The sequence below is a fragment of the Williamsia phyllosphaerae genome (assembly GCF_014635305.1).
In the GTDB taxonomy this organism is placed as follows: Bacteria; Actinomycetota; Actinomycetes; order Mycobacteriales; family Mycobacteriaceae; genus Williamsia_A; species Williamsia_A phyllosphaerae.
Genome location: NZ_BMCS01000003.1, coordinates 44,924 through 71,095, shown reverse-complemented (window position 1 = coordinate 71,095; position 26,172 = coordinate 44,924). Strand labels below are relative to the sequence as shown.

The following is a 26,172-nucleotide window of genomic DNA, read 5'->3' as shown; positions in this document are numbered from 1 at the left end:
GCGGGACGACCCGGCCGGACGAGGTCGACACCAACCTTAGCTGCCCGGGCGACCCGATTTACGAGGCGTCGCCACCCGGACGGGACCCGCCGACGGGATCCGGTGCCGCAGATGTGTCGCTGTCCGCCCCACGAGCGTCCGTCCCGCCCGTCCCGGACAGTTCGGCCAACATGGCGTTGTATCCGGCCAGTTCGGAGTCGTTGTCGCGATCTTCACGACGGTCGTACCGCTTGGCGACGCGCCGGTCCTGGCGAGTCCACTGGATCAGCAGGGCCAGCATCACGATGACGAGTGGGACCTCGCCGGCCGCCCAGGCGATGCCGCCGCCGACTCGCTGGTCGGACATGAGATCGACGCCGAACGGCAGTCTCAGGCCGCGGAAGTAGTCCAGGGCGATGACGGAGTTCATCGACATGAGGGCCACCCCGAAGAACGCGTGGAACGGCAGGGCACCGAAGACCATGCCCACCTTCGCCAACGGCGCCACCTGCCGCGGTGCGGGGTCGATGCCGATCACCACCCAGTAGAAGAGGTATCCGCTGAGCAGGAAGTGCAGGTTCATCAGCACGTGTCCCGCGTGGTAGGTGGCGACCGCGTCGAACAGCCCACCGAGGTAGAGCGCGTAGAAGCTCCCGACGAAAAGTACGAACGCCACGACCGGGTGGGTGAGGAACCGCGACACCGGGCTGTGCAGTACCGCGAGGATCCACTCCCGCGGTCCGGGCGGGGCGGTACGGCCGGCGGGTCGCAGGGCCCGCAGAGCGAGGGTGATCGGTCCACCCAGGACGAACAACACCGGGATCAGCATCGACATCAGCATGTGCGCGATCATGTGCATGCTGAACATCGCGGGCGAGTAGCTGCCCAGACCCGACGACGAGGTGAATAGCAGGATCGCGCACCCGGCGAACCAGCTGATCGTCCGCCCCACCGGCCAGGCGTCGCCACGTCGACGAAGGCGCAGGATGCCCCGGAGGTAGACCACGGCGAGAACGATTGCGAGAGTTCCGAACAGCAGGTCGAAACGCCACTCGGTCAGGATCCGCAGGGCGGTGGGCGGACCGGGCAGGTTGTAGCCGAGTTCGACCTCGGTCACCGACAGTTTCGAGGTGTCCTCGGCAGGCGGCGGCGTCCGCGACAGCCCCACGGCCAGACCGAAGGTCACCGCGAAGACCACGACCTCGACGAGACCGAACCGGATGAACGCCGCCCGATCGTCGGGGTCGGACTGCAGAGCGGTGACGGTACGTCGTCGGTGGATCGCCCCCAGCCCGCCGAGCACGATCAGAGCCACCGTCTTGAGCAGCACGATGCGGCCGTAGGTGTCGGTGAACAGGTCGGACAACTCGACGCGGATCAGCGCGTTGATCACACCGCTGGCGCCGACGACGACGATGCACCACAGCGCGACCCGGGAAAAGCGGGCCACCGCGAGTCCGGTGTGGGTCCCGAGTCCACGGGCATAGACGAGTACCGCGAACAGGCCGCCGAGCCAGACGGTCGCGAACACGATGTGCAGGATGAGGCTGTTGGTGGCGTAATCGTGGCTGCCGCCGGCCGAGGAGTGCCCACTCAGGGCGAGCGGCATCAGGCTCAGCAGCGCCAGGCCGAAGATGACCACAGTCCACCACCAGCGCAACGCGACCCGGGCAAACGCCGCGGTCACCAGTGCGAAGAGTGCGGTCCACAGCCAGGATCGGGCGTCGGCCACCTGATCGACCGCGGTGACGAGGTTCGACGGCTGCAACGATTCCGACAGCGGCCGGCCCGACACGTTCGACAGGGTCAGCGGGATCATCATCAACGACGTGATGCCCCAGACCAACGCGCCGACCGCGGCCCACCGCACCGCACGGTAGCCACCGACATCGAGTACGCCGTCGGCCTGCGGCGGTACGAGGAACGCCGCGAACAACGCCGAGCCGACCGCGATGGCCGCACCGATCTCGCCGATACCCTGCACCGCGGGCAGGCCGTAGGTGGTGATCCATCCCGGATCCGGGATCCCGGTCAGTTCCGAGAACTGCGAGGCCGACATCGCCGTGACGATGATCGCGACGATTGCGGTCACCCACGCGACGACCCAACCGAGGCCGGCAGCCGCGCTGCGGCGCAGGTCGATCGAATCAGCAGTGGTCACGCTCATGACTGCACTCTAGGCAACACGCGCCGGAGCCGGGAAAGTGTGGCGATGAGCTGCGGCTCAGGCGGCTGTGCGGATTCCGAACGGGGTGGCCGAGGCGGGTTGCGCGTCGGGTGTGGATCCCCGACGGACGATCCGGGCGCGTCGGGCGATACGGCGCAGAGCCGACAACGCACGCCAGAACAGGCGCACCGGCGTCGGTACCGCGGTCTTCCAGACGGCGTGCTTCTTGACGTGATCGTCGATGGTCCAGGTGGTCCACTCGCCCGCGGTCAGCACCGCGGCCCGGCCCGGGGTCAGCTCCACCGACTGCCCGGACTCGTCGGTCACGATCACCGCGCCCTCGAGGATGTGTACCAACTCCTCGGCCTCGGCGTACCACCGGAACGTGCCCGCGGTGCAACTCCAGATCGCCGTGGTCGACAGCAGATCGGAACTGATCGTCCATTCGTGAATCCTGGCCACCGGGTCGCCCTCCACAACCCATTCCGGCCGGATCGGCGAGTCGACCGCCGCGCCGCCGGTGAAGTCCAGAGTTCTGATGCCGTCCACTCAACGCTCCCCTTCGTCGAACCCCCAGCCCGACATCGTCGGGCAAAAGTAAAGATGACGTAAAGAGAACGGCGGCGCAACTCTCCGGGCGGCAATTCGTACGTTCGGATTCACAGCACCCGTCCGGTTTCGGCGGGCCCGTGACCGTCCCTCACCGGCGCTCGGGTGACGGATATACTTCGCGCGCAGATCGTTCACCGCCGACACACCGGCCGTGAACGGGCGCGCCTCCGTAGCTCAGGTGGATAGAGCAAGAGCCTTCTAATCTCTAGGTCGCAGGTTCGAGTCCTGCCGGGGGCACCATCATTCGCCGATGTCGGCCGTCAATCGTTTCCCGGCGGATAGCCGACGTTCCAACTCAGCGGGTACTGCAGCTAGCGATGCCCGCCTATGCACCTTGTTGCACAGTGCGTGATTGCGTATTAGCCTGCCGTCATGGCCCTCGAACACGCGATCATGGTGTCGTTGGCGGAGCGTCCCGGCACCGGCTACGAGATCGGCCGACAGTTCGACCGGTCGATCGGTTACTTCTGGTCGGCCACCCACCAGCAGATCTATCGCACGTTGAAGAAGCTGCACGACGACGGGCTCGTCGCGTTCGAGTCCGTCGCCCAGGACGCCCGCCCGGACAAGAAGGTCTACACGCTGTCCGATTCCGGACGAGATGCCCTGCGCGCATGGGTGTCCGATCGCGCCCCGGTTCCGCGCCTACGGGACGAACTCAGCGTGAAACTGCGGGCGGCCGAACACGGCGACCTCACCGACCTGGTCGCCGAGATGCGCCGCCACCGAGACATCCACACCGAACAGCTCGCTCTCTATCGGGCCTTCGCCGACCGCGACCACCCCGATGCCGCGGCCACGACCGGCCGACGTCTGCACCAGTATCTGGTGCTCCGCGGCGGGATCCGCATCGAGGAGGGCTTCGTCGACTGGCTCGACGAGGTCGTCACCGCCCTCGAACACGAGATGTCCACCAGCCCCGCACAGCCCGGCACATCCCCCACACAGGAGAAGGTCTCGCGATGAACACCCCCTATCCCCACCTGTTCGAGCCCCTGGAGCTCGGTTCGGTCACCCTGCGCAACCGGATCATCATGGGGTCGATGCACACCGGCCTCGAGGAACGGGCCTGGGACACCAAGAAATTGGCGGCCTACTACGCGATGCGGGCCCGGGGTGGTGCGGCACTGATCATCACCGGCGGGATCGCCCCGACCCGTCTGGGCCTGCTGCTGCCGTTCGGCGGCAAGCTGACCAACAAGATCGACGTCCGCCGGCACCGGGTCCTCACCGACGCGGTGCACAACGAGGGCGGCAAGATCGCGCTGCAGATCCTGCACGCCGGTCGCTACGGCTACACGCCGCTGAAAGTGAGTGTCGGTCGGGAGAAGTCGCCGATCCACCCGTTCCAGCCGATCAGGATGAACGAGGCGATCATCCGTCAGACCATCTACTCCTACGGTCGATGCGCGAAGCTCGCGAAGGAGGCCGGCTACGACGGCATCGAGATCATGGGCGGCGAGGGCTATCTCCTCAACACGTTCCTGTGTCCGCGCACCAACACCCGGACCGACCGCTGGGGCGGATCGACCGAGAACCGTCAGCGCATCGTCCTGGAGATCGTCGATCGGATCCGCAAGCGCGTCGGCGACGATTTCCTGGTCATCATTCGACAGTCCATCGCCGACCTCGTCGAGGGCGGGCAGACCTGGGACGAGATCGCCCAGCTGTCCCGTGCGCTGGAGGCGCACGGCGTCGACGCGATCAACACCGACATCGGGTGGCACGAGGCCAAGGTCCCGACGATCGTCACCTCGGTGCCGCGCGCGGCGTTCGTGAAGTTCACCGAACGACTCCGCGACGAGGTGTCCATCCCGCTCATCGCGTCGAACCGCATCAACACCCCGGAGATCGCCGAGGAGATCCTGCGATGCGGTCGCGTCGACGCGGTGTCGATGGCGCGGCCGCTGTTGGCCGACCCGGACCTGCCGAACAAGGCACAGCAGGGACGCGCCGACGAGATCAACACCTGCATCGGTTGCAACCAGGCATGCCTCGATCACGCGTTCGTGGGGAAGAAGGTGTCCTGCCTCCTCAACCCGCGCGCCGGACGCGAGACCGTCCTCACCCTGTCCCCGACCCGGCACGCCAAACGCGTCGCCGTCATCGGTGCGGGACCGGCCGGTCTGTCCGCCGCGGTCGCCGCGGCCGAGTGCGGTCACCGCGTGGAGCTGTTCGAGGCCGGATCCTCGATCGGCGGGCAGTTCGCGATCGCTGCCAGGATCCCGGGCAAGGAGGAGTTCTCCGAGACGATCCGCTATTACACCCGCCAACTCGAGGTCGGCGGCGTGACCGTCCACCTGAACACCTGGGCCGGCGCCGAACACCTGATCGCCGAGAAGTTCGACGAGGTGATCATCGCGACCGGCGTGGTTCCCCGCATCCCCGACATCCCGGGGATCGACCACCCGAAGGTGGTCACCTACGCCGATGCCGTTCTCGGACATCGGGAAATCGGCTCCACCGTCGCCGTGATCGGCGCGGGCGGCATCGGATTCGACATCACCGAGTTCCTCACCGTCGAGGACTCCCCCACGCTCGACCTCAAGGAATGGGAACAGGAGTGGGGCGTCTCGGAGGACACCTCGATCCCGGGATTTGTCACCACACCCCGTCCCACACCCGCCGTCCGTACCGTCTATCTCGTCCAGCGTAAGTCCGGCGGGCAGGGCCGTGGACTGGGCAAGACCACCGGGTGGGTCCACCGCGCGTCGGTGAAGATGAAAGGTGTGGAACAGATCTCGGGTGCGCGCTACGACCGCATCGACGACGCCGGTCTGCACCTGCACTTCGACGACGACGACGACCGCGCGCCGCGGGTACTCGACGTGGACACCGTCGTGGTGTGCGCAGGCCAGGAGTCCGTGCGCGACCTCATCGACCCGTTGACCGTCGCAGGCATCCGCACCCATGTGATCGGTGGCGCAGACATCGCCGAGGAGCTCGACGCCAAGCGCGCCATCCGTCAGGGCACCGAGGTCGCCGCCGCCCTCTGACAGCACTCCTCGGCGCCGACCGTGGCCGTGAGCCCCCCATCCACCACACGCAGGTCCACGCCATCGCGGCGGAGGACGATCCAGCGAACTTTGCTGACGTTCAACATCATTCACCATATTGAATGATTGCCCGGTTCGAACACATGTGCTAATCTGGCCTCAGTCACCGCGCCTGGGGAGGAGTGCATCATGACCGACACCATGTCTGATCTGGAGTCGGATTACGCTGCGCTCGAACACCTTCTGGACAAGATTGCTGCTGCACCATCAGACCCCTGCACTGATGCAGTGGTCGCCGATCTGGCCATCCGCCATGAACGGGCCGTACGACGGATGGAATCGATCGGCAACCGCAGGATCCTCGATGTCTCCGACCGTGACGCCCACCGGTCGGTGGGGTGTCAGAAGCTGGGTGAGTTCCTGCGCATCGAACTGCGGATCACCAACCCCAGGAATCGTTTACGGGCAGTCGCGCAGTTGCAGTCGATGCATGCGATGACCGGTGAGAAATTGCCACCGACATGCCCCAACACGGCTGACGCGTTGGCGTCAGGTGCGATCGGTGCCGATCACGTCGACGCGATCCTCGATGTGATGCGTAAGATCCCTGCCGCCGTCGGCCCCGACGACCGGGCCGCGGCAGAGGAACTGTTGGCCGAGCACGCCCGAACGTTGAGCCCCCGCGAGATCACGAAAGCCGGAGTCCGGGTCCTGGCCCACCTCGACCCCGACGGGCACCTGACCGATGACCGGGACCGGGCGAGGCAACGCCGACTGTCGTTGAGCTGCCAGGACACCCAGTTGATGTCGAAGGTCTTCGCGACATTGGATCCCACCACGCGCGCCTTGTTCGAGGTGATGCTCGCCGTCTGGGCGGCACCCGGGATGAACAACCCTGACGACGATCGGTCACCACGCGGTGACACCACCGACGTCGACCCCGAGCAGTTGCGCGAAGCCGCCGACCGGGACACCCGGTCGGTCGGTCAACGCAACCACGATGCGTTGAGAGCCCTGCTGCAGGCTGCCGCTGATGGCGGCTTGCACGGTGCCTCGCACCGCGGACTACCGCCGCACGTCATCATCTCCATCACCGAGGACAAACTTCGTGAGCGCGCCGGCATCGCCCACACCGCCACCGGCACCGACCTCCCCATCTCTGACGTTCTGCAGATGGCGGCACGGGCACAGATGCACCTCGCGGTATTCGACGAGCACACCGGCGAACCCCTGTTCCTCGGCCGCGCGCACCGTCTCGCCTCCCGAGCACAACGGTTCATCGCGTTCTCCAAGTACGGCGGCTGCAGCCGCACCGACTGCCCCACACCATTCGCGCACACCGAAATGCACCACGCCGAAACCGACTGGGCCGATGGCGGAAAGACCGACGCCGATCACATGGCACCCGCCTGCGGACCGCACAACCGATCCGTAGGTACCAAACCCCACCAGTGGGAAACGGTGAAAATCACCGAGGGACCCGATCGAGGCCGCTACGGCTGGCGTCGCAACACCGACCCACCCGGTGAAATCCGTACCAACCATCTGCACCTCGTCGATGAACTCATCGACCGACACCGCCGCGCCGCACTGGGCCCATGGGGCGAATCCACCGCGCGGGCCGAAACGGTAACGGTCGATGACCCATGGGGTGAGCCCGTGCCACCCGAGGAGCCTGCAGATCTCCACACCGCACCCGACGACCCCTGGACCGAATCCGTCGACAACACAGAACCTGTCGAGCACCCCGACCCGATCGACGGCCACCGGGACGACGCCACCGACGCGACCGAGCCGGATGTCGACACGCCGGCAGACGTCGGCATCGAGCATCGATTGGTACGGCTCATCCTCGAGCGCGACCCCCTACCGTCGCGCTTCGATGTCACCTGGCCGGCTGACCGGGCCGCCTGATGCCTGCTTCTGTACCAAGGGCACCGTCCACGTCCGACGTGGCACCGATACGATCCGGGGCATGGCCGTACCAGCACCCACCGCAACGTCCCGCGCCGTCGTCACCGGCGCCTCCTCCGGTATCGGCGAGGCGCTCGCCTGGGAGCTCGCCCGGCGTGGGCACTCGCTGATCCTGGTGGCCCGTCGCGGCGAGATCCTCGAGATCACCGCCGAGAAGATGCGCGCCGACCACGGCATCTCCGTCGAGGTGCGACCCACCGACCTGTCGGACCTGCGCTCCCTCGACGTGCTGTGCGCCGAACTCGCCGACCGCGAGATCTCGATCCTGTGCAACAACGCGGGCATCGCGACCTTCGGCGCCATCGTCGATCTCGACCACGAATACGAACGCGCTCAGCTCCGACTCAACGCCACCGCGGTCCACGACCTCACGCTGGCGGTGTTGCCGCAGATGGTGAAGCGCGGCTCCGGCGGCATCCTCATGGTCGGGTCGGCCGCGGGCAACATGCCGATCCCGAACAACGCGACCTACGCGGCGTCGAAGGCGTTCGTGAACACGTTCAGCGAGTCCCTGCGCGGCGAGGTGGCCTCGAAGGGGGTCAACATCACGCTGCTGGCCCCGGGGCCCGTCCGCACCGAGGATCCGTCCCCCGAGGACGCGAGCATCGTCGACAAGATGGTTCCGGGGTTCCTGTGGGACGACAGCGCGGGTGTCGCACGGATGAGCCTGGATGCGTTGGCACGCAACAAGATGCGCGTCGTCCCCGGCATGCTGTCGAAGGCGATGTCGGTGGCCGGCGGGTACACGCCGCGCAGCATCGTGGCGCCGATCGTCGGCGGCTTCTACAAGAAGCTCGGCGACTGACCGAGACCGCTCAGCGGCGTCGTTTGCCCGCGCCGAACAACGACCGGGTGATCTCCCGACCGGCCGCCGACGCCGCCGAGCGCAGGAAGCTCTTCACCGCGGCGTTCCCGAGCACCTCGGACACCACACCGGGCTCGTCCTTCGCCTTCGGCGCCGGGGCCTGCGGTGTCGGAGCGGTCGGGGCGGGCGCCGACTGGGGTGCCGCCTGCGTCGGCGACGCCTCGGGTGCGACGACTTTCGCGGTCAGGATCTCGTAGGCGGACTCGCGGTCGATCGACTGCCCGTACTTCTGGTGCAGCGGGCTCAGCAACGCGGCCGCGGTGATCGCCTCCTCGCCGATGGTGTCCATCAACGACCGCGGCGGACGGATGACCGTCCACGCGACCGGGGTCGGGGCGCCCCGCTCCGAGAGGACCGTGACGACGGCCTCGCCGATCCCCAACGACGTCAACGCCTTCTCCAGGTCGTAGGCGGTCGAGGTCGGGTAGGTCTTCACCGTCTTCGACAGCGCCTTCTGGTCGTCCGGGGTGAAGGCGCGCAGCGCGTGCTGGATGCGTGCGCCGAGCTGGGAGAGCACCTCGTTGGGGATGTCGGTGGGCAACTGCGAACAGAAGAACACCCCGACCCCCTTCGAGCGGATCAGCTTGACCGTCTGTTCCACCTGCTCGACGAACGCCTTCGACGAGTCGCTGAACAGCAGATGCGCCTCGTCGAAGATGAACACCAGCTTGGGCTTGTCGACGTCGCCGGCCTCGGGCAGGAACTCGAACAGGTCGGCCAGGATCCACATCAGGAACGTGGAGAACAGCGCGGGTCGGGCGGCCTGCTTGCCCAGTTCGAAGAGCGTGATGATGCCCGCCCCGCTGGGGTCGATACGGATGAGGTCGCCGGGTTCGATCTCGGGCTCACCGAAGAAGGTGTCACCGCCCTCGGCCTCGAGGTTCGACAGTGCTCGCAGGATGACCCCCGCGGTCGCCGACGACACCCCGCCGATGCCCTTGAGGTCCGCCTTGCCCTCGTCGCTCGTCAGGTGGGCGATCACCTCTCGCAGATCCTTGAGATCGAGGAGCGCGAGGCCCCTGCCGTCGGCCCAGTGGAAGATCAGACCGAGCGTCGACTCCTGAGTTGCGTTGAGCCCCAGGACCTTGCTGAGCAGGATGGGGCCGAAGGAGGTGATGGTCGCCCGGATCGGGACGCCGATCCCCTCGGTACCCAGGGAGACGAACTCACACGGGTGGGTGGCCGGCGCCCACGTGTCGCCGATCTCGGTGGCGCGCTTGGCGATCTTGTCCCCCGCCACACCGGGTGAGCTGAGTCCGGACAGATCGCCCTTGACGTCGGCGAGCACCACCGGCACACCGGCGGCCGACAGCTGTTCGGCGATCACCTGCAGCGTCTTGGTCTTCCCGGTGCCGGTGGCCCCGGCGACCAGACCGTGGCGGTTCATCATCGCCAGCGGGATGCGCACCTGGGCGGCCGGGTCGATCACACTGTCGACGCTGACCGCCCCGAGTTCCAGCGCCGGGCCCTCGAATCGGTACCCCGCGGCGATCTGCTGCGCCGGCGTCTGGGCTTGCGTCGGTTCGGTCACGTGTGGTCCTCCCGGTCGTCGCCGGCCCCCGCCGGCACGTCAGTGGCGCCGGTGCTCCCCCGGCGCGTCCGGCAACACATTAGCGCCGCGCGGGTCGTTGGCTAAGGTTGTCGGGTGCAGGACAAACTTGTGTGGATCGATTGCGAGATGACCGGTCTGCGATTGGACACCGACAAACTGATCGAGATCGCGGCGTTGGTCACCGACAGCGATCTCAACATCCTCGGCGAGGGCGTCGACGTGGTCATCCACGCCGACGACGCCGACCTCGAGGCGATGCCCGACGTGGTGAAGAAGATGCACGCCGCCTCCGGGCTCACCGAGGAGGTGCGAGCGTCGACGGTCACCGTCCCCGAGGCCGAGCAGATGGTCCTCGACTACGTCCGCAAGCACGTGAAGTCGGCAGGCGCGGCGCCGCTCGCGGGTAACTCCATCGCCACCGACCGCGGCTTCATCGCCCGTGACATGACCGCGCTCGACACCTACCTGCACTACCGGATGATCGACGTGAGCTCCATCAAGGAGCTGAGCAGGCGCTGGTATCCGAAGATCTACTTCGGCCAGCCGGAGAAGGGACTCGCACACCGCGCGCTGGCCGACATCCGCGAGTCGATCCGTGAGCTGAAGTACTACCGCCAGACGGCGTTCGTCGCCCAGCCCGGCCCGGACACCGACACCATCGCGCAGATCGTCACCGACCTCGGCGACGCCTAGCTCCCCCGGCACCGCATCGTCCCTGCTGTCACACGCGTATCGAACAACCGATTGGCACTCGGCGCGGGCCACCAGATAGAGTGTGCTCTGCGGTTCTGGTTGGTTCAGAACCACATGGTGGGTGTAGTTCAGTTGGTAGAGCACCAGGTTGTGATCCTGGCTGTCGCGGGTTCGAGTCCCGTCATCCACCCCAGCAACGCCGAAGGCCCACCCGATCTCGATCGGGTGGGCCTTCGGTCGTCGTTGGGCCTGTCGGAGTCGGCGCCTGGGTCGCGCTACAGCGACCGGGCGATGATCTCCTTCATGATCTCGTTGGTGCCCGCGTAGATCTTCTGCACACGGCCGTCGGCCCACATGCGTCCGATCGGGTACTCGCTCATGTATCCGTAGCCACCGAAGAGCTGGACGCACTCGTCGAGAACCGCCATCGCGCGGTCGGTGGTCCACCACTTGGCCATCGCGACGGTCGGGATGTCGAGGTCACCGGTGAGGTGCTTGACTATGCAGTCGTCGACGAAGACGCGCGCGATGCGGGTCTCGGTGGCGGCCTCGGCGAGCTTGAACTTGGTGTTCTGGAAACCGAAGACCGGACGTCCGAACGCCTGACGATCCTTGGTGTAGGCGATGGTCTGCGCCACAGCCGATTCCATGCCGGCCACCGAGGCGACGGCGATGATGAGCCGCTCCTGCGGGAGCTGCTGCATCAGCTGGATGAAACCCTGCCCCTCCTCGCTGCCGAGGAGGTTGGCGACCGGGACGCGGACGCTGTCGAAGAACAGTTCCGAGGTGTCCTGGCCGCGCTGGCCGATCTTGTCCAGCACGCGTCCACGGCGGAAGCCCTCCCGGTCACCCTCGACGAGGACCAGCGAGATGCCCTTGGCGCCCTCTTTGGTGTCGGTCTTGACCACGACGACGATGAGGTCGGCCTGAGAACCGTTGGTGATGAACGTCTTCGAACCGTCGATGACGTAGTCGTCGCCGTCGCGGATCGCCTTGGTCTTGATGCTCTGCAGATCTGATCCGGTGCCCGGTTCGGTCATGGCGATGGCACCGACGACCTCACCGGAGGCCATCTTGGGGAGCCACTGCTGCTTCTGCTCCTCGGTGCCGTAGGCGAGCAGGTAGTGCGCGATGATGCCGTTGTGCAGGCTGACGCCCCACGACGAGTCACCGATCCGGGCCTGCTCCTCGATCAGCACCGACTCGTGGGCGAAGGTACCGCCACCGCCGCCGTACTCCTCGGGGATCGACATGCACAGCAGGCCGAGCTCGCCGGCCTGGTTCCACAGGTCGCGGTCGACGTGGTGCTGGTCGATGTACTTGTCGACGTTGGGGGCGACGGTCTTCTCGAAGAACGATCGGACCAGACCGCGCAGGTCGTCCAGGTCGTCGGTCGCCCAGGGGGAAGCAGTGGTCATGGTGAGTGGAGCCTTCCTCGACAGATGAGGTCTGCGAACATTGTCAACGTCGAGCGTAACACTTGACGATGGCAGTATCGCTTCCCTCCGTCGCGAGGCGGCCCTCCCGCACCCCTGGCCGGGCCGGCCGCCCAGGGGTCAGGGATCAGGCGTTGCCTGCGTTACCGCGCTTCCACACGTCCCACGGGATGTTCCAGTCACCGAGGCCGTCAGTGCCCGGCAGCACGTCGCCGACGGTGTTCTTGACCTGGACGATGTCGCCGCGCAGCGCCGTGTTCATGAACCACTCGGCGTTCTCGGGGCTGACGTTGAGACAGCCGTTGCTGACGTTGGAGTTGCCCTGCGCGTAGATCGACCACGGGGCGGCGTGGAGGTAGATGCCGCTGTAGGACATCTGGGTGTCGAAGTACACCGTCTCCTTGTAGCCCTCCGGCGAGTTCACCGGAACGCCGTAGGTCGACGAATCCATCACGATGCTCGGCACACGGTCGCCGACGATGTAGGTGCCCCGGTTGGTGGGCGTGGAGTCCTTGCCCATCGACGTCGGGATGGTGCGGACGACCTTGCCGTCGATGGCCACCGAGACCTGCTTGGTGCGGTCGTCGGCGGTCGCGATGAACGACCGACCGATGGTGAAGTTCAGCGTCTTGTTCTGCTGACCGAAAACTCCGCCGCCGAGATCGATGCCGTAGGTGTTCACCTTGACCGAGACCTTGGTCCCCGGCTTCCAGTAGTTCTGGGGACGCCACCGCAGCTCGGAGTCGCTCAGCCAGTAGAAGGCCCCCGCGACCGGCGGATCGGTGGTCACGGTGATCGCGTTCTGCGCGGTGCGCTTGTCGGTGATCGGCTCGTCGAAGCGGATGGCCACAGGCTGTCCGACACCGACGGTCGAGTTGTTCTCCGGCAGCAGGTAGGCGTCGGTGAGGTTGTTGGGAGCGCGCGTGGTGAACGACATCTTGCTCGAGTTGGTGCCCGAGATCCCCTGCACGTCGGCGGCGACCGTGTAGGTCTTGTCGAAGCCGAACGGCTCGGTGCTCGTCCACTCGGTGCGGTCGGAGTTGTAGGCGCCCGCGATGTTCCCGCCGGTCTGCTTGGGGATCCGGACGTCGGTCAGCTCGCCGGACCTGGCCACGACCTTCAGCGGCGCGCCCGGCTGGATGCCCGCGGCGCGGTCACGCAGCGGTTGACCGTTGAACGTGGTGATCGACACCGAGGGACGCATCAGATCGTCGAATCCGGTGTTGGTGTTCACCTGATCGCTGTACGTCGGCGCGGCCGTGCCTGCCGAGCACGCCGCGAGAGTTCCCACCGCGAGGATCGTCACCACCAGTGACATCGCGCCACGCGTTCGACGACCGAGAAGACCCAACCCCATTTTGCTCCCAGAAAAACTTCAGCGCGCCTCGCGCGATTGATCGGACTGCATGTTCACTCACCACGGGCTGTGTCGGAATGCCGCTCTGCACGTCGAGCCCTGAGGGTGTCATCAGTGTACGAGACGTACACCACTTCGCACCGAATGCCGCGCGCGCCCTGCGGCATGTCGCGGCAGATCGGCCCACCGGGGGACGATTTTTGCCCAGCGGTGCGGACCTGTTAATGTTCCATCTCGCACGATCCAAGCGCCATTAGCTCAATTGGCAGAGCAGCTGACTCTTAATCAGCGGGTTCGGGGTTCGAGTCCCTGATGGCGCACCACACGCTTGGACGTTCCGCCTCGTCGAGGCACAGCCGATACGCAAAACGCCCGGATTCTCTCGAATCCGGGCGCTTCGCTGTGTGTTTCAGCTGACGAGCTTCTTCACCGTCAGAGCCAGTGCCAACACCCCGACACCGATCAGCGGAAACTTCACCGCTGGCTTGTTCAGGGTCGCGAGGAGGCCGTTCTTCGCGTCGTCGGCCAGCCGTTGCGGGTTCGCACGAACCGCCAGGTTGTCCAGCGTCGCGGCGAGTTCCTCGCGAGCACGGGCGATGTCACGTTCGATGCTGTCGGTGTCCCGTGCCACGTGTCCTCCATCTGGGTCGAACCGAAAGATGATCTTTCAGCGGGTTGTGCCCCCCACGGTAGTTCAGAACGCTCGCGACACCTGCCGTGCACCCCGATCGCCTCGACTACCGTGACTCCGGTGACCACCACCAAACGACTCGAGCCCGGTGACCGGGCGCCTGCGTTCACCCTTCCCGACGCCGACGGCAACCCGGTGTCGTTGAGCGATTACGCCGGCAAGCAGGTCATCGTCTACTTCTATCCGGCCGCGTCCACACCGGGCTGCACCAAGCAGGCCTGCGACTTCCGCGACAACCTGGCCGAACTCGACGGAGCGGGTATCGCGGTCCTCGGGGTGTCGCCCGACAAGCCCGCCAAGCTGGCGAAGTTCCGCGACGCCGAGGGCCTCACCTTCCCGCTGCTCTCGGACCCCGAGAAGACCGTGCTCACCGAGTGGGCCGCGTTCGGCGAGAAGACCATGTACGGCAAGACGGTCACCGGTGTCATCCGATCGACCTTCCTCGTCGACGCCGACGGCACCATCGCCGTCGCGCAGTACAACGTGCGGGCGACCGGCCACGTCGCAAAACTCCGTCGCGACCTCTCGGTCTGATCCGACGTCGTCGAACTCGATGGCAACCACGAGCGACACCCAGCGCGGCGCGAACGCGCGGCGTCTGTCGTCGCCCGAACCGCTGGTGCCGCGGAAACGGCCCACCCAGGAACGCAGCAGGCGCAAGTTCGACGCCATGCTCACCGAGGCGCGGGAACTGCTCATCGAGGTCGGCTTCGAGTCACTGACGTGTGAGGAGATCGCCGCCCGTGCCGACGTCCCCATCGGCACGCTTTATCAGTACTTCGCGAACAAGTACGTCATCGTCTGCGAACTCGATCGACAGGACGCTGCGGGCGTGCAGAACGCCGTCGCCGCGTTCGGCGCCGAGATCCCGTCGCTGGACTGGCCACGACTGCTCGAGAAGTTCATCGATCACCTCGCGCGGCTATGGCAGGACGACCCGTCGCGACGCGCGGTGTGGCTCGCCGTCCAGTCGACGCCGGCCACCCGGGCGACCGCGACGGTGCACGAGCGCGCACTCGCCGAGCAGGTCGCGCGGATCATCGCCCCACTCACCCCGAGTCAGCGTCCACGACGGGCGATGATGTCGGAGGTGTTGGTGCACACCGTCTATTCGTTGCTTAGCTTCTCGGTCCAGGAGGGGCAGAACCACCCCGAGACCGTCGCCGAACTCAAGCGGATGATGGGCGGCTACCTCATGCTCGAGGACACCGACCACCTCGGCTCACACTGAGTCAGCTCGCCGCCGGTGCGTCCTCGAGGATCGCCACCGCCGCGGCGATGGCCCCGTCGTGCGTCAGCGAGATGTGCACGGTGGCGTCACGCAGGTGCTCACCGATCTCGCCGGCCAACCGGATCGCCGGCCGCCCCCAGGTGTCGGTGACGACCTCGATGTCGCTGTGGCGGATCAGTGGCAGGGCAGGCGAGCGGGCGAACCGGCTCACCGACCACGCCTTGATGACGGCCTCTTTCGCGGCCCACCGCCCCGCGAGATGCCGTGCGTCCTCGGCCGTCCCCGACGCCGCGTCCCGCCGCTCGCCCACGGTGAACCGTTGCGCGAACGACGTTCCGGGCACCTTGAGCTGATCGGCGAACTCCGGGATCGACACCACGTCGATGCCCACACCGATCACGCTCACGCGGTCGGGACCGAGGCGTCGGCCGACACCGCGGGGTAGCTGCCCGCGCGGTCGAGACGTGCCGACGGATCGAGCAGCAGCGCGGCCTCACGCTCGGTGTCGGTGTTGGTGTCGCCGAGACGACGGTTCGGCGGGCGCTGGTAGAGCGGCGCTCCCCCACACATCGCCTCGAGCATCCGCTGGTTGCCCAGACGAGCTCGATCCGCCGCGGCCTTCCGGTAGGTGTCGCGCGCAGCCGGATCGAGAGCCTGCACAAAGGCTTCCGGGTGCACGACCGCGATCAGACCCGACACGTGGCCGAACCCGAGACTGGTCAGCAGACCCGCCTTGAGCGGGAACCGCGAACCCAGTCGCAGCGGCTCGGTGACCCACACCAGGTGCTCGTGTTCGGCCATCACCTCGTCGACACAGTCCAGGCTGCGGTTGGGTGGGATGACCCCGTCGCGGAGCATCTGGCACAGGCCGATGAGCTGGAACGCGGCCGCACCGCCCTTGGAGTGCCCGGTCAGCGACTTCTGGGAGACGACGAACAGCGGTGCTCCGTCGTTGCGACCCAGCGCGCCGGCGAGACGCTCGTGCAGGTCCGCCTCGTTGGGATCGTTGGCCTTGGTCGAGGTGTCGTGCTTGGAGACCAGCGCGACGTCGTCGGCACTGACGCCCAGGGCCGACAGCGACCGGGCCAGACCCGAGTCCTGCCTGCCGCGTGCCGCACCCAGCGCACCGATACCCGGGGCGGGGATCGACGTGTGGACGCCGTCGCCGAAGCTCTGCGCCCAGGCGACGACACCGAGGACCGGCAGCCCCATCTCGGCGGCCACGTCACCACGGGCCAGCAGCACGGTGCCGCCGCCCTGCGACTCGACGAACCCGCCACGACGGCGATCGTTGGCCCGGGAGAACCGGCGCGGATCGATTCCGCGGGCGGACATCTTCGCCGAGTCGGCGGTGGCCGACATGTCGCCGAAGCCCACGATCCCCTCGATGCCGAGGTCGTCGAAACCGCCGGCCACGGCGAACAGCGCCTTGCCGAGCTTGATCTTGTCGACGCCCTCCTCCACCGACACCGCGGCGGTGGCGCAGGCCGCGACCGGATGGATCATCGCGCCGTAGCTGCCGATGTAGGACTGCACCACGTGCGCGGCGATCACGTTCGGGAGCGCTTCCTGCAAAATGTCGTTCGCCTTGGACTCGCCGAGGAGGGTGTCGATGTAGAGCGAGCGCATCGATTCCATGCCGCCCATGCCGGTGCCCTGGGTGTTGGCCACCAGGCCGGGATGCACCCAGCGCATGAGTTCCGACGGCTCGAAGCCCGAGGACAGGAACGCGTCCACCGTGGCGACGAGGTTCCACAGTCCGACCCGGTCGACGGACTCGGCCATGTCGGCCGAGATCCCCCAGCGGGTGGGATCGAATCCGGTCGGGATCTGCCCACCGACCGTGCGGGTGAGCTCGAAGCGACGCGGTACGCGGATCTCGGTGCCCGCACGACGGGTCACCTGCCACTCCCCGGTCTCGGCGTTGGCGACGATGCGCGTCTTCTCCGGATCTGCGGCCGCGAAGGCACGGGCCTCGTCCTCGGAGTTCACCGAGAACGACAGGTCCTCGTCGAGGAACACCGACTGCAGCAGCGGTGCCGAGTTGTCGACCATGGCGCCGGCGTCGTCGTAGCGACGGATGCCGCAGCGTTCGACCACCGCGTCGTGGTACCGATCGGCGATGTCGCTCTCGGCGACCGGGTCACCGGTCTCCGCGTCGTACCAGCCCGGCTTCGGGGTCTCTTCCCACAGGATCAGTCCGGTGTTCCACGCGAGCTCGAGAACGCCCGCCGCCGAGAGCTTCTCGTCGACCTCCATCTCGAAGCGGGTACGTGCACTGCCGTACGGTCCCAGTTCGCCGGTGCCGACGATGACCACGAGGTCCTCCGGCGCGACGTCGAGAGTCGGCCAGGACGGCACGGTCGTCACCGCCGGGCGCGCCGGGAACGGCAGCGCCGCAACGGTTGCCTGCGCGGCCGGCTCGTCGAGGTCGGCGCCTGCGGTCTCGGCCGCGACCGCGGCGAGCGCCTTGAGATCCAGGGTCGCCGGGTCGAGTCCCGCCGTGAAGTCGGCGTCGACGGGCCGGATGCGGGCATCGGCGCGCATCTGCGCCGAGCACAGCCCCAGCAATTCGTCGGCCATCTCGTCGGTGGTCCAGGTACGCACGCCCGCGGCCTCCACGGCGGCGACCATGCCGTCGTTGTGGCCCATGAGTCCGGTTCCGCGAACCCATCCGATCAACGCGTGGGCGAGGGTGACCGTGCTGTTCCACGAGTCCTCGGCACCCCATCGGGTGACGAGTGCGTCGAGGGCGGCCTTGCTCTCGCCGTAGGCACCGTCACCGCCGAACATCCCGCGGTTGGGCGACCCGGGCAGGACCACGTGCAGTCGTGCCTCCAGATCGTGGTCGGCCGCGATGGATCCGAGACCCGCGATCAGTCGTTCGACCGACCACAGCAGGACCTTCATCTCCAGCTCGGCGCGACTGCCCGCGTCGGTGAGGTCACCGGCGACCCGCGGAGCGGCGAACGGGAACAGCAGAGTGGGCTTGAGGGCCGGCTTCACGACGCCGGTGGTGCCACCGAGATTCTCGGTCTGCTCGCCGCCGATCCACTCGACGAGGTCGTCGACATCGGTGTACGAGCTCATGTTCGCCGAGGCGAGCCAGAGCGACGCACCGGCACGGGCGTTCTCTCGGTAGAGCTTCTTGAAGAACGCGATCCGGGTGTCGTCGAGTCGCGAACTGGTCGCGATGACCGTGGCACCGCCGGCGAGCAGACGTCCGGCGACCGCAGCCGCGATGGAGCCGGCACTCGCACCGGTGACCACGGCGACCTCGGACTCCCAGATCCCGCGGGCCGGATCCTGCGCCGCATGGGCGATGGCCTCGTAGGTCCGCGCGTGCACCGGGTGGCCGGCGGCCAGCGCCTTGCCCTGCCACCAGGTCGCGTGATGGGCGACGGTGTCGCCCGCCCCCGCGAAGCGGGGTGCCACGTGGTCGAAACGATCGTGCAGGTCGTGCTCGTCCTCCACCCAGATCCGCGCGAGATCCTCACGGGCGGTGGCCCACCGGTCGTCGACGAGGACCGTGCGACGCTCGTCGAACGCCGGGGCCACGGTGCGGAACCAGTCGGCGCCGAGTTCGGCGCTGACGCGGTCCACCACGGCCTGGGTGTCGTCGGACTCCGCCGCGGCGATGCCGGCGATCTCGTCGTCAAGTCCCAGCTTGGTCAGGATGACGCGGGCGGCGCTGGCGAGCGCACCGGTCCGGCCGGTGAACTGTTCGGTCAGCTCACCGAGTGCGGCCACGTCGACGGTTCCACCGGAGGCACTCTCGGCCGCCGGCTTCGACACCGCGACGCCTCGCTCGGCACCGACCGCGGAGACCGCGGCGTCGATGAGTGCGTCGAGCCCGTCGGCGTTGCTCACCGGGGCGGTCAGCAGTCCGCCGAGGTCTCCCCCGCGCACGCTGACACCCTCACGGCTGCCCAGGGCGACGGCGACGGTGGCGTGCAGGACCCAGCCGGGGCCGAGCTGCCAAACCGACGACAGTCGGTCACCGATGTAGGACGGCCGCTTGTTGACCGGGCCGAACACCTTGCGGATCTGATCGTTGATCGCGTCGGTCAGCACCGCGCCGAACGGCTTGTAACCGCGGGCGAGGCTGTTGACCGTCGACGCCAGCGCCGCCATGTCGGCCTCGGCGGCGCCGTCGATGGCGCCCAGTCCGAGCTCGCCGCCGATGTCGAGCAGCAACTGGTTACGACGTGAGGAGACACCGTCGCACAGCGCCTCGATGGTGTCGGCGGTACCGATCTGGTCGGTGCGCATCTTGGTCCACAGGGCGATCACCGAACGCACTGCGTCGGCGGGCGCGAAGGCGAGATCGTCGGGTCGCGGACCACCCGCGGGTGCGGCGGCGACGGTCGGTGCCGGTGCCGCGGCGGTGGGCACGGGGTCCGCGGCCGGCGTCTCGGTCGTGGCGGTGGCGTCCTCGGGCTCGTCGATCTCGACATCGGCGCCCTGCGAGAGGACGACCAGGCTGTCGCGTTCGAGGTTGAGCACCTGCACCGCCGAGCGGGCGTAGCCGTCCAGCTTCAGGGTGTTGGTCGCGAGACCGGACAGCGTCGGCGCCGACTTCACGCCGATCTCGACGAACCGCTCGATGCCGAGACCACCGAGATCCGGTGTCGCGAAGAGGAGTTCCTGCGTCTCGATCCAGCGGACCGGGCTGGCGAACTGCCATGCGAGGAGCTCGATGAGGACGATGCGCGCCAGGCGGGCCGGGTCGGCGGCGACGGTGTCCCAGTCGGCGAGCACGGCGTCGAGCGGATCCGACGGCACGAGCGCGGCGATCTCGGCGACGAACTCGCGCTCGAGGCTGAACATCCTCGGGACGAGGTTGGGGATGTAGTGGCCGATGAGGATCGCCGGGTCGAACGACTCGGGCAGGAGCTCCTCGAGACGGTGCCGGAACTCCGGGACGCCGTCGCGCAGGACGGTCGAGTGGAACGGGACGTCGATCCCGGGGATCAGGATGAAGGCGCGCTTGCCGCCGACGAGGGCGCGACGCCGGTCGATCTCGGCCTCGAGGTGTTCGAGTCCGAGGACGGTGCCCGCGATGGCGTACTGCGACCCCAACAGGTTGAGGTTGACGACCTCGAGGAACTCCCCCGACGCCATGCCGACGGAGGTGACGAAGTCGGTGACCTCGGCGTCGGCCAGATCGAACTGGCTGGGCCGGATGGCGGCGAGTCGATAGTTGCTGCGACCCAGCTCATCTCGCGGTACGAGGTGGTGCATGGCCTCGCCGCGCTGGAACACGACCTCGAGGACGGCCTCGAGCGGCAACACCCCGGCGCAGGCGGCGAGGGCGTTGTACTCGCCGACCGAGTGACCGCAGGTGATGGCGTTCTCGACGAAGCCGCCGGACTCCTTGAGCTCGGCGATCTGCGCCACCCCGAGGACGGCCATGGCGACCTGGGTGAACTGGGTGAGGAACAGCACGCCGTCGGGGTGCTGGTAGGTGGTGCCGCGGGCGACCAGGGTCGTGGGGTTGTCCCGGACCACGGCCAGGATGGAGAAGCCGAGCGCGGAGCGGGTGTGCTTGTCCGCGCGGTCCCAGATCTCGCGGGCGGCCTTGGAACGCGACCGGGCGTCGAGGCCCATCCCGGTGCTCTGGATGCCCTGGCCGGGGAAGGCGTAGACGGTGCGGGGCGCGGCCAGGCGAGCGGTCGCGGTCATGACCAGGTCGTCGCCGACCTTGCAGGTCACCTCGACGACCTCGCAGCCGTGGTCGAGTCCGACCCGGTCGGCGCGCACGGTGATCTCGTCGCCGGTGCGGACCATGCCCATGAAGCGGGTGGTCCAGCCCAGGATCGGGCGGGGCGCCGGGATCGGGTTCTTGGCGTCGGTCGCGGTCACCACGTGCTGGGCGGCCGCCGAGAGCCACATGCCGTGCACGATCGGCTCCCCGAGGCCCGCGAGGCGGGCGGCGCAGGAGTCGGTGTGGATCGGGTTGCGGTCACCGGACACGAGCGCGAACCCGTGCATCCGGGTCGGGGCGGTGATGGTGGCCTGGCGGAGCAGCTTGCGGGTGGCGTCGGTCTCGTCGGTGATGGCGCCACCGGCGCGCACCGGATCGGCCAGCGCGCCGTCTCCGAGGCGGCCGCGGATCGCGAAACGCTCGGCGAGGGTGGCGATGCGGGTGCCGTCGACGTCGTCGATCGTCACGTCGACCTCCACGACGCGACCGAGGTCGGTGTCGTGGACGGCCCCCAGGGTCGCGGTGATCGACAACTCGGTGTCGGTCCGTGGGAGCAGACCGGCCGGCGCGATGGCGTGGTCGAGGTGGACCAGGTCGAGCAACCCCTCGACCACCGGGGTGCCGTCGGCGGTGTGCGCGGCGCCGATGACGCTGAACACGCTCGGCCAGCACAGCCCGACGAGGGTGTCGGGAATGGCGAAGCCGGTCGTCCCGGCCGGGATGGTCGCGCTCAGACGTTCCGGGAGCGTGTAGGCGGTGACCGCGGAGTGATCGGCCGCGAGGTCGGCGGTCCACGTCGCGGAACTGGTGGCGACACCGTCGAGCACCTGCGCAGTCGATCCGCCCGCGGCGACGGCGAGGATCGACCGCATCGCATCCGACGCGGCGTCCAGGGTCACCTTCGGCGACCCTCCGTCGACGATGCTCGCGTCGACGGTCATGGCGATCGAGACCGCCGACGCCGCGATGGGGACGGTCAACACGACGGTGTCGCCGTCGCGTTCGAGGACCGACCCGGTCGGCTCGTGCTCGGCACGATCGGCGTGCGGCAGGGTCCAGGCGTCACGGTCGCCGAGAAGCGCGATCGGGTTGCCCACGATGCGACCGGCCCACAGGATCGAGTCGGACTCGATGACGTCGACGAGCACACCGGAGCCGTCGACGAGACCGGCGCGATGGCGGCTGGTGACCTCGACGGGTTCGACACCACGGGCGGTCAGGTCGGTGACCACCTGCGCCTCGAAGCGGTCGAGCAGATCACCGACCGGCTCGTCGACGCGCGTGATGCCTGCGACGGCGACGGGTCCCGGGATGATGCAGACCTCATCGGCGCTGTAGCGCGCATCGTGGGCCTGCCACAGCGAATCGCTGCGCCACCACCGACGCACGTCCTTGTCGACGACGGGAACGAAGTTCACCGGCTTGCCGGGGGTCTTGCACAGGCCCAGGAAGAACGCGACGTCGGCGGGATGCAGGATGTCGGAGTCGATCTCGGGGTAGACGCCACCGAGGGCGTCGATCGCGGCGTGTGCGTTGTCGGTGGACGACGTCTCGCCGAACAGGGTGACGATCTCGCCACGGTCGGCGGGGTTCATCCGGGCCTCGGTGCGCTGCAACATCTCCGCGAACCGCTCGCGCCAGGTGATGTCGGCCCACTGCGCCTCGACGCCGGCGTCCGCGCCCACGGCGAGGTCGGCGTATCGCGTGAGCCACTGGCGGTAGGTCATGGTGGTGACGTCGCCGAAGTACGGCTTGGCGGTGCGCTCGAGTGCGGCGACGATCTCGTCGCGGCGGTCGGCCACGGCGTCGCCGTCGCCGGCGACCTCGTCGAGCAGACGGCCACACCGGGAGGCGGCGTTGTCGATCTCGTGGATGTCGGCGCCGAGTTGGCTACGGCCCGAGGCCATTCCGTCACTGGAATGCCCCGCTCCGATCCAGGCGTCACACCCGGGGGTGTCGACGAGCAGCTGCTTGACGTCCGGCGACGTGGTCGCCTCCAGCACGGCCATGGTGACGGTTCCCAGCAGGATCCCGTCGACCGGCATCGTCGGGTAACCGTGTGCGTGCGCCCAGGTCCCGGTGAGGTAGTCGCTGGCGCGCTCGGGGCTGCCGATGCCGCCACCGACACAGATGACCGCGTTGGGCCGTGCGCGCAGCTCGGCGTAGGTCGCGAGGAGCAGGTCGTCGAGGTCCTCCCACGAGTGATGCCCACCCGCGCGACCACCCTCGATGTGCACGATGATCGCGTGACCGGGTACCTCGGCGGCGATGCGGACGACGGAGCGGATCTGCTCGACCGTGCCCGGCTTGAACGAGACGTGGGCGATCCCGGCCTCGGCCAGTTCCTCGACCAGCGCGACCGCGTCCTCGAGTTCGGGCAGTCCGGCCGAGACGACGACGCCGTCGATCGGGGCGCCGGCGGCGCGGGCCTTCTGCACGAGACGCTTTCCGCCCAGCTGCAGCTTCCACAGGTAGGGGTCGAGGAACAGGGCGTTGAACTGCGCCTGACGGCCCGGCTCGAGCAGCTCGGTCAGTCGCGCGACGTTGTCGGCGAAGATCGCCTCGGTGACCTGTCCGCCGCCGGCGAGCTCGGCCCAGTGGCCGGCGTTGGCGGCCGCGGCGACGATGGCCGGGTCGACCGTGGTCGGCGTCATGCCGGCCAGCAGCATCGGTGAGCGGCCGGTCAGCCGGGTGAAGGAGGTCTCGACGACCTGTCGTCCGCTGGGAAGTGTGGCCAGGGTCGGGGCGTACTGGGTCCAGGGGCGACCGACCTCGGGGATGCCACCGGGGGCGAACAGGTTCCGCTGGCCGCCGCGCAGGCTGGCCGAGATGCATCCGACGCCGCGACCACGCAGCACCGGTACCGACAGTCGCGTCGCGACGTCACCGGGACCGAGGTCGAGCAGCCACGAGGCGCCCTGCTCGGCAACCCCGTCGAGCGCGGCCACCCAGTCGACCGGGGCGACGAGAACGGCGTCGGCCCGTGCGATGGCCCAGGAGACGTCGAGGCCACAGCGACCGGCCCACTCGCCCACCAGGTCGCGGGCCCTGCTCAGCCCCTCGTGATGGAAGGCGATGCCGACACCCAGCGGATCGAAGACCGGCGCGAACGGGGCGCCGCCTGCGACCTTGTCCTTGCGGGCGGCGGTCTCCGCCGCGGAGACGGTGTCGCAGAATTGTTCGAACGCCCGCAGGTGACGTGGCGATCCGGACAGGACGACCGACCGCCGCCCGTTGCGGATCCCGACGACCGGCGCGTTCTCCAGGTCGGGGCCCTGCAGGGCGGAGCGGAACTCGGCGACGAGGTCGGCGATACGCGCGGGGTCGACGTTGGTGACCGACAGCATCGGCGTGCCGTCGGCGGTGGGGACGAGTCCGGTGCGTCGACCCACGACGGCACCGGCCGCCCCGATGAGGTGCGCGAGCGCGAGCAGCGCCCCGTCGCCGCCCGTGGAGTTCTCCGCGTCGCCGGTGACCGCGTCGATGGCGAGGACGCCCTGCGAGTGTCCGACGATGGCGGTCGGCGCGAGTTCGGTCGTGTCGAGTCCCTGCTTACGCAGTGCGGCGATCGCGGCGAGTTGGGTCAGCAGGATGCCGGGTACCGACTGGGCGGAGCTCTGGAGGGTCTGTGCGGTGGGCACGGGCTCGTCGGCGCCGAGGGCGTGCACCCAGGACAACGGATGGAAGCCGTCGGGACGGGCTGCGACGAGTTCGTCGGCGACGGGCGCGAGCAGGCGCTCGGCGGCGTCGACGATCTGCGCGATGCTCCGGTCGAGTTCTGCGTCGACCACCAGTTCGGCCAGCGCCGGCAACCACGGGACGCCCTGACCACCGAAGCTGATCGCGTACGGGTCACCGTTGCGCAGACGCTGGATCAAGGTGTCGTCGGGGCGGCGGGCCGCCGTGGAATCGCCGGGGCCACTGCGGAACTGATGGACGGTCACTGATGGGTCTCCTCGTGGTGTCAGCCGAATGGCTGGGTGCACTGGTGTGGTTGTGTCGTGAACATCGGTGGCGTCATCGCCATCGGAGGTGGTGGGGTCGCCGAGAACGCACGACCGCTTACGCGACCGGGGCGGTCACGGCGTCATCGACGACGCTCGTCCACTCCCGGCGGCCGCAGCTCATCGGTGAGCGGGTCGAGTTCGGTTGTCGCGCAATGATCGTCCGGGTCGAGTCGGTGGTACTCGCCTGACGCCTCATCTCAAGGCAACTCACACATGTTCGCACACGAAAATGAGGGTTTCCTCATGTTCTGTGGTGACCCGTGGGTATACCCGCCAGTAACCCCGCGGGTAACAAACCGGCTGTCTCCGCCGGTCCCCCGCGCGAGGTCGCGAACCGCATGTCACGGGCGGTTTTCCACTCGCCATCGGGCGATGGGACAACATCCGCGGTTCGTTATCGAATCGTTACACCGGCGCGTGGCGCCGTGCCGCGCGTCGTGACGGACGCCCGGTTCGTAGGGTGTCGGTCATGAGCGACTGTGTGTTCTGCGCGATCGTCACCGGCTCCGCGCCGGCCCGGATCGTCTACTCCGACGAGCACGTCGTCGCGTTCCTCGACATCCGGCCGGTACGTCCGGGGCACACCCAGGTGATCCCGCGGGAGCACATCCCGGATCTCGCCGGGGTGAGCAGCGATGTGGGCGCGCGCCTGTTCGACGGCGCGCGCACGGTGGGGGCAGCGCTGCGCGCGTCGAGCATCGCCGCCGACGGCGTGAACGTGATGATCAACGACGGCCGTGCCGCCTTTCAGACCGTGTTCCACACCCACGTCCACGTGGTCCCCCGGCACACCGGTGACCGCATCACGCTCGCCAAGGGACTCGTCGTCCGCCGGGATCCCGAGGCCGACGCGACGGCGGATGCGATCCGCGAGGTGATCGCACCGACCTGATCCGCTTGTCCGG

16 protein-coding genes and 3 tRNA genes are annotated in these 26,172 nt (G+C 68.2%); 11 read left to right on the top strand and 8 right to left on the bottom strand.

Translation table 11 applies throughout. From position 1 onward, the window contains the following. Positions 1-58 precede the first annotated feature (58 nt). Together IEV93_RS18800 and IEV93_RS18795 are read right to left on the bottom strand one after the other, a co-directional pair. The gene (locus tag IEV93_RS18800) at positions 59-2,146 is read right to left on the bottom strand and encodes a bifunctional copper resistance protein CopD/cytochrome c oxidase assembly protein (RefSeq protein ID WP_188491888.1); all 2,088 of its coding nucleotides are present in this window, start codon (positions 2,144-2,146) and stop codon (positions 59-61) included. A gap of 57 nt (positions 2,147-2,203) precedes the next feature. Next, positions 2,204-2,695 carry a cupin domain-containing protein gene (locus tag IEV93_RS18795; protein WP_188491886.1) on the bottom strand — a complete coding sequence of 164 codons (492 nt, stop codon included), beginning with the start codon at positions 2,693-2,695 and terminating at the stop codon, positions 2,204-2,206. Between the two features lie 226 nt (positions 2,696-2,921). Between IEV93_RS18795 and IEV93_RS18790 the strand changes: the two genes are divergently transcribed. The 5 genes from IEV93_RS18790 to cmrA all read left to right on the top strand — a co-directional run bounded on the left by IEV93_RS18790 (position 2,922) and on the right by cmrA (position 8,533). Continuing rightward, positions 2,922-2,998: transfer RNA gene (locus IEV93_RS18790), tRNA-Arg, on the top strand. 132 nt (positions 2,999-3,130) lie between these two features. Continuing rightward, positions 3,131-3,724, top strand: a complete 594-nt coding sequence (locus tag IEV93_RS18785) for a PadR family transcriptional regulator (protein ID WP_188491884.1) — start codon at positions 3,131-3,133, stop codon at positions 3,722-3,724. Beyond that, positions 3,721-5,754, top strand: a complete 2,034-nt coding sequence (locus IEV93_RS18780) for an NADPH-dependent 2,4-dienoyl-CoA reductase (protein ID WP_188491882.1) — start codon at positions 3,721-3,723, stop codon at positions 5,752-5,754. Before IEV93_RS18785 ends, IEV93_RS18780 begins: the two co-directional genes overlap by 4 nt. Before the next feature lie 189 nt (positions 5,755-5,943). Further along, positions 5,944-7,668, top strand: coding sequence for an HNH endonuclease signature motif containing protein (locus IEV93_RS18775; protein ID WP_188491881.1), 1,725 nt, complete (start codon positions 5,944-5,946; stop codon positions 7,666-7,668). Between the two features lie 61 nt (positions 7,669-7,729). Continuing rightward, positions 7,730-8,533 carry a mycolate reductase gene (gene cmrA, locus IEV93_RS18770; protein ID WP_188491878.1) on the top strand — a complete coding sequence of 268 codons (804 nt, stop codon included), beginning with the start codon at positions 7,730-7,732 and terminating at the stop codon, positions 8,531-8,533. 10 nt (positions 8,534-8,543) lie between these two features. Here cmrA and IEV93_RS18765 read toward each other — a convergent pair whose 3' ends face one another. Then, positions 8,544-10,124, bottom strand: a complete 1,581-nt coding sequence (locus IEV93_RS18765) for a helicase HerA-like domain-containing protein (protein WP_188491876.1) — start codon at positions 10,122-10,124, stop codon at positions 8,544-8,546. Between the two features lie 114 nt (positions 10,125-10,238). Here IEV93_RS18765 and orn point away from each other — a divergent pair, with 114 nt between their 5' ends. Both orn and IEV93_RS18755 read left to right on the top strand, forming a co-directional pair. Further along, a complete protein-coding gene (orn, locus tag IEV93_RS18760; RefSeq protein WP_188491874.1) occupies positions 10,239-10,838 on the top strand; it encodes an oligoribonuclease in 600 nt (199 codons plus the stop codon). A gap of 117 nt (positions 10,839-10,955) precedes the next feature. Further along, positions 10,956-11,031, top strand: a tRNA-His gene (locus tag IEV93_RS18755). Positions 11,032-11,113: 82 nt separating this feature from the next. Here IEV93_RS18755 and IEV93_RS18750 read toward each other — a convergent pair. Beyond that, positions 11,114-12,256 carry an acyl-CoA dehydrogenase family protein gene (locus tag IEV93_RS18750; protein WP_188491872.1) on the bottom strand — a complete coding sequence of 381 codons (1,143 nt, stop codon included), beginning with the start codon at positions 12,254-12,256 and terminating at the stop codon, positions 11,114-11,116. Between the two features lie 145 nt (positions 12,257-12,401). Further along, entirely contained in the window at positions 12,402-13,592 is a 1,191-nt protein-coding gene (locus IEV93_RS18745) for a L,D-transpeptidase (protein WP_229705331.1), read from the bottom strand. A 286-nt stretch (positions 13,593-13,878) separates the two neighbouring features. Between IEV93_RS18745 and IEV93_RS18740 the strand changes: the two genes are divergently transcribed. Next, positions 13,879-13,954: transfer RNA gene (locus IEV93_RS18740), tRNA-Lys, on the top strand. 86 nt (positions 13,955-14,040) lie between these two features. Here IEV93_RS18740 and IEV93_RS18735 read toward each other — a convergent pair. Then, complete coding sequence (locus tag IEV93_RS18735) at positions 14,041-14,262, bottom strand: DUF3618 domain-containing protein (protein ID WP_188491868.1); 222 nt, start codon at positions 14,260-14,262, stop codon at positions 14,041-14,043. A gap of 120 nt (positions 14,263-14,382) precedes the next feature. On the opposite strand from IEV93_RS18735, the gene bcp reads away from it, so the two are divergent. Continuing rightward, complete coding sequence (bcp, locus tag IEV93_RS18730; protein ID WP_188491867.1) at positions 14,383-14,856, top strand: thioredoxin-dependent thiol peroxidase; 474 nt, start codon at positions 14,383-14,385, stop codon at positions 14,854-14,856. 19 nt (positions 14,857-14,875) lie between these two features. Next, on the top strand, positions 14,876-15,553 hold the full coding sequence (locus IEV93_RS18725) for a TetR/AcrR family transcriptional regulator (RefSeq protein WP_188491865.1): 678 nt from the start codon (positions 14,876-14,878) through the stop codon (positions 15,551-15,553). A gap of 1 nt (position 15,554) precedes the next feature. On the opposite strand, the gene acpS is transcribed toward IEV93_RS18725, so the two are convergent. Beyond that, positions 15,555-15,959: a holo-ACP synthase AcpS gene (gene acpS / locus IEV93_RS18720; RefSeq protein WP_188491863.1), complete on the bottom strand. Its 405-nt coding sequence runs from the start codon at positions 15,957-15,959 to the stop codon at positions 15,555-15,557. Continuing rightward, positions 15,956-25,204, bottom strand: a complete 9,249-nt coding sequence (locus IEV93_RS18715; RefSeq protein ID WP_188491860.1) for a type I polyketide synthase — start codon at positions 25,202-25,204, stop codon at positions 15,956-15,958. Before IEV93_RS18715 ends, acpS begins: the two co-directional genes overlap by 4 nt. 532 nt (positions 25,205-25,736) lie before the next feature. On the opposite strand from IEV93_RS18715, the gene IEV93_RS18710 reads away from it, so the two are divergent. Further along, a complete protein-coding gene (locus tag IEV93_RS18710; RefSeq protein ID WP_188491858.1) occupies positions 25,737-26,159 on the top strand; it encodes an HIT family protein in 423 nt (140 codons plus the stop codon). The last annotated feature ends 13 nt before the right edge of the window (positions 26,160-26,172 follow it).

Coding starts and splice junctions, on each gene's coding strand:
- IEV93_RS18800 (WP_188491888.1), bottom strand. CDS start 2,146: ATGAGCGTGACCACTGCTGATTCGATCGACCTGCGCCGCAGCGCGGCT.
- IEV93_RS18785 (WP_188491884.1), top strand. CDS start 3,131: ATGGCCCTCGAACACGCGATCATGGTGTCGTTGGCGGAGCGTCCCGGC.
- IEV93_RS18780 (WP_188491882.1), top strand. CDS start 3,721: ATGAACACCCCCTATCCCCACCTGTTCGAGCCCCTGGAGCTCGGTTCG.
- IEV93_RS18775 (WP_188491881.1), top strand. CDS start 5,944: ATGACCGACACCATGTCTGATCTGGAGTCGGATTACGCTGCGCTCGAA.
- cmrA (WP_188491878.1), top strand. CDS start 7,730: ATGGCCGTACCAGCACCCACCGCAACGTCCCGCGCCGTCGTCACCGGC.
- IEV93_RS18750 (WP_188491872.1), bottom strand. CDS start 12,256: ATGACCACTGCTTCCCCCTGGGCGACCGACGACCTGGACGACCTGCGC.
- IEV93_RS18745 (WP_229705331.1), bottom strand. CDS start 13,592: ATGTCACTGGTGGTGACGATCCTCGCGGTGGGAACTCTCGCGGCGTGC.
- IEV93_RS18725 (WP_188491865.1), top strand. CDS start 14,876: ATGGCAACCACGAGCGACACCCAGCGCGGCGCGAACGCGCGGCGTCTG.
- IEV93_RS18710 (WP_188491858.1), top strand. CDS start 25,737: ATGAGCGACTGTGTGTTCTGCGCGATCGTCACCGGCTCCGCGCCGGCC.